This is a genomic window from Maribacter sp. HTCC2170 (genome assembly GCF_000153165.2).
Classification (GTDB): Bacteria; Bacteroidota; Bacteroidia; order Flavobacteriales; family Flavobacteriaceae; genus Maribacter_A.
On sequence record NC_014472.1, the window covers coordinates 2,089,155 to 2,101,096 of the forward strand.

The 11,942-nt window shown below is 36.2% G+C and carries 5 protein-coding genes; all 5 read right to left on the bottom strand.

Features of this window, described 5'->3' with window-relative positions:
* Positions 1-149 precede the first annotated feature (149 nt).
* From FB2170_RS09245 to FB2170_RS09265, 5 genes are read right to left on the bottom strand one after another with little or no spacing between them, the layout of a single operon-like run.
* Entirely contained in the window at positions 150-1,472 is a 1,323-nt protein-coding gene (locus FB2170_RS09245; RefSeq protein ID WP_041632773.1) for a vanadium-dependent haloperoxidase, read from the bottom strand.
* Positions 1,473-1,494: 22 nt separating this feature from the next.
* Entirely contained in the window at positions 1,495-4,779 is a 3,285-nt protein-coding gene (locus tag FB2170_RS09250; RefSeq protein WP_041632774.1) for a VCBS repeat-containing protein, read from the bottom strand.
* Positions 4,763-8,083 (bottom strand): VCBS repeat-containing protein, encoded by a 3,321-nt coding sequence (locus tag FB2170_RS09255; protein ID WP_013306285.1) that lies wholly within the window; start codon positions 8,081-8,083, stop codon positions 4,763-4,765. Before FB2170_RS09255 ends, FB2170_RS09250 begins: the two co-directional genes overlap by 17 nt.
* Entirely contained in the window at positions 8,067-8,645 is a 579-nt protein-coding gene (locus FB2170_RS09260) for a hypothetical protein (protein WP_013306286.1), read from the bottom strand. The genes FB2170_RS09255 and FB2170_RS09260 overlap by 17 nt, the downstream gene beginning before the upstream one ends.
* On the bottom strand, positions 8,632-11,919 hold the full coding sequence (locus FB2170_RS09265; RefSeq protein ID WP_013306287.1) for a VCBS repeat-containing protein: 3,288 nt from the start codon (positions 11,917-11,919) through the stop codon (positions 8,632-8,634). Before FB2170_RS09265 ends, FB2170_RS09260 begins: the two co-directional genes overlap by 14 nt.
* Between the last annotated feature and the right edge of the window lie 23 nt (positions 11,920-11,942).

Here is an 11,942-nt window from a genome sequence, read left to right on the forward strand (position 1 = left end):
GTAAATATTACAGTAAAAGCCACAAATGTTATTAAATTTTCAATTGTACTTCACTAGATGATTTCAAGTTTAATAAAAGGTCAGACTACTTTCTGCCACTTTAAAAGAGTTTTATTACCACATGAGTTTCCTGGTAATGTCGTCGTTCACTAATTTTTCATCTTTATTTTCTTGTTGAGTAGATCACCAATACTGCGCCCTTGACCAACTCCAATATCTACTGCAGCTCGATAATGAATTCCGCCATACATTCTGCTAATAGCGGCTTCATCGGCAGCTTTGTTGAAGGAAGAAAATTTTCTTATAGGCAATCCATAAGGTAATTCGGTATCATCCTCAAAGGCGAAGTTCTCCCCAAAAATAGAGGTCAAGGCAACACCAGCTGCCCCAGAAACCACGCTATGTCCACTTGTATATTCTGGAAATGGAGGTGTTTGTAATATTGGTTGCCAATTTTCATCTATATGTTGATTGATCAAGGTCTCTGGCCGTATTAGGTTACTTCTATATTTTTCATCCCAACAACTAATAAAAGCATCAGCAATGGCAATTGAAGTTTTGGCATATGCGAATACCGCTTCACCAAAATCACTATTGGTCTTTCTACTGGCTATTTTTGTAATGCCTATCCAATGCGCTCCTGGGGTAATCTTTTTTGTCGCAAACATTAGATGTCCTCTAGTTACCGAGACGTAAGGGTTGCAATCCCAGAATTTGGCAATGGCTATCTCTTCGGAATCATCACCATTTACTGTTATTTTCTTGCTAATGTCATACACTTCTTTTAGTTCCTGAAAAAATTTTGAACCGGGCTCCATGGAAAAAGGCGGCGGGGAAACAGGCTTAAACTGTGCGGCAGAATCAAGAAAAAATGGACGTATTTTATTCCAATGAGGTTCTATACCATCCATGTATGCAGGGGGAGTAGGTTGCCATCTTGTGGGGTCATCAGTGTCAACCGAGTATTTAGGCATGGTACGGGTTTGGTTATAGTTGTCCTTTTCCATCCAGTTTTTAATATGGTTCGCTACCTGGTCGCCATAAATTTTTGAGGCTTCAAATTCTTTTTCATTCAGAGCATTCCACTTGTTAAAAAGACTGTCTTGAAGAACATCAAATTTATCTTCTGAAAAAATCAATTGCTTGCTAATATTCATATGGGCTATTAGTGCCGCTAATTCTGGATTAACGGTTGGGTCAGAATTTGCGGGAATCGCCGTTAGCTCGTTTACTTGTCCGGCCAGGGACTTGTATTCAGGATGCTCTTGGGCCATGATTTCGTAGGCTGCAATATTTGGATAGGCAAAAATTCTACTGGCAACCGGAGGAGAAAAAATGTCATGTATCATTATCTCCACAACTTTATCAACTACGGTATGTAAATCTTCCTGAGTAAGTTCAATGTGCTCTTCTTTTTTATTACAGGAAAAAATAAGTGAACCAACACACAAAAACATTAGTATTCTCTTCATCGGGTTTCTATTTAGTAGTATATTATTTAATCGATTTTAGGTTTATTTTAATAGCCGTATTATTATTACTAATAGCTATGAATTGATCATCGTTGATCTTAATTATTTTTCTAAATTCAAAACTTTTGGGTAAATCCAATTCTTTATTCGTATTGAATGAAGTGCCATTAAAATTGCTGAGTATGCCACCAGGATTACCATTATTGTTTCCGATTTCGGTAACAAAACCAAAATAGTTTCCAAGATATAGAACACCATTTTTAGAATTGACAATATCATTAATTGTACTGGACTGAGCCATCTTAGGTAATGGATGGCCTTTAAGCGATTCACCTGAATTCATGTATATCATGGATCTTACTTCATGGATTTCCTTGGATATATTTATTTTATTTTTGGGTACACCGGTAAGATCCTCGATATTCTTGACTTTTGAATACTGTTCATATGTTTTAAATCTTTTAGCTAAATAGGGTAATTGTGCATTAAGAGCGTCACGATTACCGAAAGGAACGTATTGGTCGAATAGGGGATAAAAAATTATAGGATCAGGTTGGCCATTTTCATCAAAATCATGGATGTATAATTTCACCGGCAAAGAATCACTTGCCTGCCATTTAAAATTTTCACCAACATTACCAGCAATGATATCGGGAAATCCATTATCATCTATATCTGCTATTTCAATGGTATTCCAAAGACCAGCTGTTTTGGTTAGACCAAGATTTGGGGTGTCGTATTTGAACTTCCCATTTTTTTGGTTCATTAGTATGCTAATGGGCATCCAATCACCTACAATGACAAGATCAAGGAAGCCGTCTTGATTTATATCCGCCCACTCACTATCGGTCACCATACCCATTTGGTCTTGGGCCTCAACCGTGAAACCTCCTTCACCAGTATTTTTAAGTATAAGACTTACAGGAGGTACTCCATACGCACCAGGCATAGATCTGCCACCCACAAAAAGATCCGTAAAGCCATCATTGTTATAATCCCCGGCAGCTAAACTACCACCATTGGTTGTTGGCAATTGTGCTTGTAATCTTTCAAAATTCCCTCCGCCTAGATTTATATACATACGATCCTCAAATAATGGATCTCCTTGGGGCATATCATTACCGCCACTTTGCACATACAAATCAAGGTCACCATCGTTTTCCAAATCAAAGGCAACGGCGTCTATATCTTCATAGCGCTCATCGCCACTGAATGCTGGAACATCGACCAAAGCGAACCCATTGTTTTTTTCGCCCTTAAAAAAGGTGGGTTTTGAATACCTGGCTCCACCAATGAACAAATCCTTAATGCCATCACCATCTAAATCCTCATAAACTGCAGCCGGACCTTCGGTTGATAGTTTTTCGGGCATTAATGGTTCCCGAACATAATCTAAATAATCATTCTCAAAATGCAGGAACGGAAATTTTTCTTGAGTATTTGTAATTGCCGTTTTTAAAGGATTAAAAGTTATGTTACTTTCCTGCTTATGAATTGTTGTTTTTGAGTTGATCCTAATCTTGTTTTCAGTCTGTACTGTACCATCTGGCCAGAAAACTTGTATTGAATCAATGGTTTCCGTTTTACCCAAACCAAAATGTAGGATTCTTGTCGAGGAAGATTGAAACCCCCTGCTTCCGGCTAGTTGTTTTTCTTGTATGGTAGAATCGGAAAAAACATGAATTTTAACTCCTAATGCATTGGAATTAAGTTGATTATTGGCAAATTGGAATTGGACATAATTGCCATCTTCATTTGAGGACGTTTTATTTTCCAATATAGTTGCAGACTCATTGATATTGTTTACTACAAGGTCCAAATCTCCATCATTATCTAAATCAGAATAGGCGGCACCATTTGAATAAGAAGCTTTTAATCCAGCGGTTTTGCTCATTTTTTCAAATGAATAATTGCCTTGGTTCATAAACAGGAAATTGGGGAGTTTTACCATTGGCATTTTGTCAATGAGTTTTTTCTCAAGACCTGATTGTTCCGATTCACTGAACTTGGCAAAATCTGTCGTACTTAAGTATTTAACATAATCAAGGTCATTTGGACGTTTGTAAATCCCATTCGTTACGAAAATATCATTGCGGCCATCATTATCAAAATCCTGAATCAATGCGCTCCAACTCCAGTCAGTGGCATGGGTTTTTGTTAATGGGGCTATATCGGCAAAACCATTACCCTTGTTTATTTGCAAAGTATTTCTGGCATATTGGGTATGATATCCAAATTTTGATTTTATCTGAGTCACCTTGTCTGTGTCTTCACCAGCAGATTTTAAGTGTATTTCCCTATCATAGGGCATCATATCCAAGGTGAAGATATCTGGTTTGGTATCACCATTGATATCACCTATATCCATACCCATTGAAAATCTACTTGTATGTCCAAAAAAATCTTTGGAGCGTTCTTGGAATGTAACCTTCTGTGATTTGGGATCCCGACCGTTGTTTATATACAGGTAATCGTTTTCATGAAAATCGTTGCTTACATAAATGTCAGTTAAACCATCACCATTTACATCAGATGCATTAATACCCAAACCATAGCCAAGAGCACTGGAATAGATACCTACATCATCTGTAATATTCACAAAGTTTAATTGGCCTTCGTTCAATTTATTTTCATAGAATTGATCACCAGAAAGACTGTCTTTTACTTTTCTGCGATCTGTATTGCCATAACTTCTCAGGGTATGAACGGCATGGTTGAGTAAATACATATCCATATCCCCATCGTTGTCATAATCCAAAAAGGCAGCTTGGGTACTGTAGCCTTTAAATCCAAGGCCTATTTCCTTGCCCATTTCCTTGAATTTAAGATTACCTTGATTTATGTATGCAAGGTTTCGTGAATTTTCATGGAACACCCCTACCTTGGAAACATAAATATCAATAAGACCATCATTATTGATATCCTCCATGGTTACTCCCGTAGACCAAGTGGAGTCTATTTTTACCCCAGCTTTTGCCGTTATATCTTCAAACTTTAGATTACCCTTGTTCAAGTATAGCTTATCCGGCAATTGATTGCCAGTAAAATAAATATCATCTAGGCCGTCATTATTAATATCTCCTAAGGCAACACCCCCACCATTGTAATAATACAGATAGTCTATTATATTAATATTTTCCACATAAGTTAAAGTGTTGGAAAAATCAACATTACTATGATCTAATGGAACTTCCTCGAAAAGAGTGGTTCCATTAAACTCGTTATTTTTACTCTTATCCTTGGTACATGATAAATGAAGAAGGAATAGTACGAGAATGAAAATTATATTTTTATTGTTTTTTTCCATAATTGATTTGTACCACTGAATCATTATTTCTTGCAACTAGAAGTTTGTTCGAATTGGGTATTTTCTTGATACTTCTTATTTCACCATCAATAAAGAATCCCTTATTTGACAAATGTGTTTGAAACTTAAGTTTTCCTTTGTTTTCAATATATAAACCATAAGAGGCATCGTAACGACCCACTTCAGGTTTGGTTTTATATAGATTTCCACCCATTATTATATCCATGTCCCCATCTTCGTCAAAATCAACAGTTTCTATGGCGAAAATTGGAGTTAATTGTGCTTCGATCGGTAATTCCAGACTACTAAATGTGAATCCGCCTTCATTTATCAATAGGGTAGTGGCCAATGTATTTGCCTCTAAAATAGTAACGCTCTGCATTTGTGCCTCATCAAACATATCATTGATTGTTGCATCTTGAAATGAATCATAATCAGGAAATTTCTTTTTGAGCTCTTTAATCTGATCAATTAGGTCGTGACGCAATGCATAAGGATAGTCTTTACCGTTTTCGGATGTAAAGGTCATAATAGGATCAATACGACCATTGTTATCAAAATCGTTGACATAAAGCTTTGTTGGGCTTTGCGTAGTTGCTGTGAACCTACTGTTTAACCCATGATTACCAATAATTAGGTCTTGGTCGCCATCACCATCAATATCTGCACTTTCCACAGTGTTCCACCAACCTGAGAGTTGAGGAACTTTGTCTTCTGATATTTTTTTAAAGCTACCATTTTGATTACTGAAAATACTAATATCCATAAACTCGCCTACAACCACTAAGTCTAAGAGTTCATTCCCATCTAAATCAACAAATCTGGCATCTGTGATCATTCCCATATTGATTAAATCAGGTGCTAGGTCAATAGTTGACTCTTTAAAATTTCCTTCCCCATCATTCACTAGAATAAAACCGGATGCCTTAACGCCATATTTACTTGGGATAACCCTTTCCCCAACAAAAAGGTCAATATCACCATCAAGGTCAATATCTGCAGCGGTAACTGTACTCGAACTATTATGTGAATTCTCCTGAGGTAGTATTTGGTCAGAAAGGTCAAATTTACCATGGCCATCATTAATATATAGCCTATCATGATAATTGGATGAGAAAGGGGTGAATTCTACACCGCCACTACAAACATATAAATCCAGGTCATTGTCCTTATCTGCATCAAAAAATACAGCATTAACATCTTCAGAGGCCGAGTGTTTTATAAATGCGGGTTGATTACTTTGAACAAAGCCTGATCCAGTTCCTAGAAGTAATGAAGAAACCTGACCTTTTGCTCCCCCAATGAAAACATCTTCAATCCCATCATTATTAATATCGCCAACGGCAATATTGGGACCTTCTGTACTCATCATACTGTTCAACAGACGATCCCTATTAAAATCAACATAATTATTTTCCTCATGAACAAATGGAATTTTTGTGCCATCAGTTTGGAAAAGAACCATTTCATCTTCAATTGGTTTCTTATAGTTGTTCAAGGCCTCATCTTGAGAAAATGTCAATGTCGAGGAAGTGTTCACATTTTCACTCAATGTAGTTTTCCCGTCGGGCCAAATGATTCTTACCGAAGCACTTTTAGCACTGCCAACACCTATATTTGGACGAAGATCCATACTTGATTGGAATCCTCTTATAGGCTGTTGCTCATAATACAATGTGTCATTTGGTAAATAGACCTCTATCTGTGATCCAATTGCGAAAGGATTGCCTTCAGTCCCCTTCAATATTAATTTTAAATAGTTGTTTTGATATATTTCGTTCGCGTTGTTCTTATATAAGAACATTTCTGAATTAACATTATTGACCACAAGATCTAAATCACCATCATTATCAAGATCGCCATAGGCCGATCCATTGGAGAAACTTGGCTCTAACAATCCAGATTCTTTATAAAGGTCAAAACTTAATTGGCCTTTATTATGATAAGCTTGATTGGGTACTTTATTCGAAGGGATGATTTCAATTAATTTTTTATAATCGATCTCATTATTGATTACAATACTTTTTACAATCTCTTCGTTCGAAATATAATTCAAATAGTCCTGGTCGGTTAGATCTTGGTACACTCCATTAGCAATATAAAGATCCTTTAAACCATCATTGTCCATATCAAAAAAAAGTGCTCCCCAACTCCAATCAGAAGCCTCAACGCCGCTAAAACGACCAATCTCACTAAAAGTACCATTACCATTATTACGCTGTAACATATTTCGTGTGAATTGATGATAATATCCATTCTTAACGTTGTATTGGTATTTGTTCCAATCTTCGAAAGTGGTGACGGTTTTAAGTCTCTTGTAATCACTTGGTAACATTTCGGTCACAAAAATCTCTTTATGACCGTCATTGTCAACATCTGCTAAATCGGCTCCCATAGAAGCACCACTTAAAGATTTTATTTGATCAACCAAAACCTCTTCAAAGGTTCCATCTTGCTTGTTAAGGTATAAATAGTCTCTTTCAAAGAAATCATTGGATACATAAATATCTTCCCAGCCATCATTATTTGTATCACCAACGGTTACTCCTAGTCCAAACCCGATAACACTACCATAAATGCCGGCTTTTTCGCTAACGTCAACAAATTTCCCATTTCTGTTTTCCATGAGCTTGTCGCCACCTTCCTCATCACGTTTTGGCCTTTCGTTTTTTCTGAGATTAAAACTACCGATCGCCTGATACGAATTATTCAAAAGATAAGCATCTAGATCGCCATCCTTGTCATAATCAAAAAATGAAGCATGTGTAGAATATCCTTTATCGGCAAGGCCGTATTGTTCAGCACTCTCAGTAAATGTGAGGTCACCGTTATTTATGAAAAGTTCATTTTGCTTGTTGTCGCCTTTAACATCACCAGAATTACAAACATAAATGTCTAAAAATCCGTCAGAATTAATGTCTACCATGGTTACTCCCGTAGACCATGCTTTGTTCCCTGCAACTTTGGCAACATTGGTAACGTCTTCGAATTTGAAATCACCCTTATTCAAAAACAATTTGTTTTCAGTTGCATTGGCCGTTAAATACATATCTATTAAACCATCATTGTCAACATCGCCTAAAGCAACTCCACCGCCATTATAATAATTGCGATAGGTATACACATTAAAGGCATTGTTAAAAGGAAGGGTATTGTTAAAGCTAATTCCTGAATCTTCAGAATTTACTAAAGAGAAGAGGGGTTCATTAACCGATTTTTCTTCTTCTTTTTTTTGATTGCATGACAAGAAGAATATGGAAAAAATTAAAAAAAACAGCGTATTGTTATTACAATTCCTTCGCATCGTATTTATTATTTAGATTTTCAATTTGAACTGAAACGTCTTTATTGTTGGGGTCATTATAAACCTTTATCTGTCTATTGCCATCAACTTTTATATGTACTATTTGTCCATTTTCAAGATTCACTTTGAGAAAGTCGTTACCTGGGAACCAAGTTAAAAGAGAGTCCTTTACTTTAGGCGCTAGCACATAGTTGTATAATTGCTTATTCCATGGGGCCCAACCAGAATGGTAAAATTTAATGTCCATACCATCTATGATGCCATTATCTTGATTGGTGGCGTAGAAAAGCATGATTATATTGGTGCTGTCGGCACCTGGTTTTAGGTTATATTGGGCATATTTATTGCTCGGCCCTTGTATTACGAGACCTTTCTTATTTAATTCTAAGCATCTATCAAAAAAAACTTGCTTGTGATCCCCAAACTTTAGACCGAACAATAATGAATCTTTTTGTATTCCTTTCTTTAGTTCGGTTTTCACCATTTTACTATAGTCAGATTGGCAATTAATTGTAATAATTGCCAAAGAGCATATTAAGATTGTTTTTTTAATGAGATTCATACTGGTAAAATTTTACTTTATCATTGTTCAGTACAACGATAATTGTTTTTCTTTCGGCTTCTTTTATCACTCTCATATCTCTAATTTGACCTGAAACACCTAGAATTTCAGGCTTTTGGTATTGAATGGATTTGACGTCAGGATTACCAAATACCAACCATCCTTTTGAGGCATCTAATTTACCAAATTGGGGCTTGACGAGCTCTTGGTTTCCTCCTAAAATTAGATCTAAATATCCATCATTATTGAAATCTGCACTTTCGATAGCGTAGATATTACTATACTGTATTTCTTTAGGTAAACTCATTGTTTCAAAGACGTCACCATTATTAATAAAGACAGACGTTTCTGTAATATTTAATTCGGCGTGATAAGACTTGGAAAATATTTCTGGATCTATGATTTCTTGTAGATCAAAATTTGCATAGTCTTTATAGTAAAGTAATTTCTTTTTAAGGGAAGGCAGTTGCGAAATAAGTTCATCTTTATCTAATAATGGAAAGTACTTTCCATTTACATTTTGACAAAGAATTTGTTCCGATTTACCATTACTGTCAAAATCATTAACAAAGATTGAAGTCCCTTTTTTATAGACATAATTGTTGCCGATATTACCTGCGATTATATCAAAGTCTCCGTCTTTATCAATATCTGCGATATGTAGGGAAGACCATATGCCGTTGGTGTCTTTGAGACCATATGAATCAGTGGCATTCGTAAATGTGCCACTTTTGTTGATGAAAATGGATATTGGCATCCATTCTCCTACCACGATTAAATCTAACCAAGAATCCTTGTTGATATCTACCCAATAGGATGATGTAATCATTCCAAGATTTGAGAATGGTTGGGAATTATCCAATTCAAACGTATTGTCACCATTATTCTTTAACAAATAACCATTTACAGGCTCTCCGTAAGAATCTGGATTAAAACGCTCCCCTACAAATAGGTCAAGGTCACCATCTTTGTCATAGTCAGCAGCACTAACTGTAGATGAACTTATTGTTTTTTCAAAGGGCAACTTAATACTCGCTTCTACAAAATTCCCTTTTCCTTCATTAATATAAAGGCGGTCGTTAAGTTTGCTGTCGTATTTTGAAAATGATTTGCCGCCGCTACATACATAAAGATCCAGGTCACCATCATTATCACTATCAAAAAAGATTGAGTTCGTGTCTTCACTTCCGATATCTTTGGCAAAAGGGTTTTCTTTAGCCTCATACCCCTTAGAAGTGCTAATGAATAATTTGCCGCCTTTTCCTTTTGAACCACCTAAAAAGTAATCTTGTTTTCCATCCTTATTAATGTCTGCAATGTCAAAAGCAGGTCCTTCATTGCTCACCATGCGATCTAATAGTTGTTCCTTTTTAAAATCGATGGCATTGTTTTCAATGTGAACATAATCAAAAAGAGGATTTATTTCTTTAACTACATTTTCGGTTTCTTTTTGGAAGTTGAAATTTACGGGCAGGGCATTACTTTGCTCTATTACCAGTGTTGTGTCGACAACTAGATTTAATAAGTTGGTAACGTCATCACTTGGCCAAATTATTTTTAAACTATCAATGGTCTTGTTTAAACCCAAACCAATAACAGTTTCTGCAGGGGTAGAGCTTTGAAACCCTCTAGAAGAATAATTCTCAGAAAACACTACCGATCCATCTGGGCAATAAGCATAGATTTTAGCCCCTATGCCCTGGGTATTCTTATTTAGACCTTTGAATCGAAGCTTTATATAATGGTTATCAAGCTTTTCGGAGTTGTTTTCATAAATAAAAGACGGCATATTCACATTGTTTACAACAAGGTCTAAATCACCATCATTATCTAAGTCGCCGTAAGCGCTACCATTACTAAAACTTGGTTTTCCAAGACCTAAAGAGTCGGAATTCTGTTTAAAAACCAAATTCCCTTTATTGAGAAATGCTGCATTTGGGATAGCCTTTGACGGTATTAAGTCTATCATTTTCATAATAGCTTCGCTATTATTTTCCATTAACGCTTTTACCGTGTTGGTGTTCGACATATAATTCAAATAATCCCGATCAAGTAAATCCTTATAAATGCCATTACTGATGAAGATGTCTTTTAACCCATCATTGTTCATGTCAAAAAAGAGTGTGCTCCAACTCCATTCGGTAGCATCAACACCCGTTATTCTTGATAGTTCAAAAAAACCATTGGCACCCATATTTTTTTGAAGAACATTTCTAGGGTATTGGGAAGCATATCCATTTTTAACGGCTAAGGAATGTTTGTCCCAAGATTCAAATGTGGCTTTGGTCTTTTTTCGTGCCTGGGAGGTTGGCAGCATTTCGGCTACCATTATTTCAGCTAAGCCATCGTTGTCTAGATCACCGGCATCAGCACCCATACTTCCCATAGATTGGGATGTAAAAGAATCGTCTGATTTTTCATTGAATTTAACACCCTTGTCATTGAGGTATAAATAATCTTTTTCAAAGTAGTCATTGGAAATGAACAGATCGGTCCAATTATCATTATTGAAATCTGAGAGTGTAATCCCAAGGCCAAAGCCAATTGCACTCGAATAAATACCTTTCTCCGTAGAAACGTCATAGAACTTTCCATTTCTGTTCTCCATAAGCTTATTGCCATTAGGGGACGGGATTTCTCGCTGATCTTTTATTAAATCATATCCGCCAACAGACCGTATGGAATTGTTTAAAAGGTAGCAGTCCAAATCCCCATCTTTGTCGTAATCAAAAAAAGCGGATTGTACAGATAAACCAGTTACATCCAAGTTGTATTCCTTACTTTTTTCGGTAAATGTAATTTGTCCTGAGTCTTTGGATTGACCATTGTTGATAAATAGCTCATTGTGTCTATTTATTCCTCCTGGCTGTCCAGATTTACAGACGTAAATATCTAAAAGGCCATCGGCGTTTATATCTACAAAAGTAGCGCCTGAAGACCAAATATTCGGACAGGCAACCCCAGCGGCACTTGTTATATCTTCAAATTGCCAGTTGCCTTTGTTTAAATAAAGTTTGTTGTTTACGAGATTTCCTGTGAAGTAAATGTCCAATAGGCCATCGTTATTGATATCTCCTAGAGCGACTCCGCCTCCATTGTAAAAATTCCGATAAATGTAAGGATTGAAATTTTCGGTATAAGTAAGCGTATTCTCGAAGAGTATACCCGTTTCATTGGTATACAGTTTAAACAAAGAACTGGGTATTTCTTCCTTTTTGCACGAAAGTATAAACAAAAGAATTGTAAAAAGAAGAAGGGAATGGCGCCTACACATTATCAACCATTTAAAAATACAAA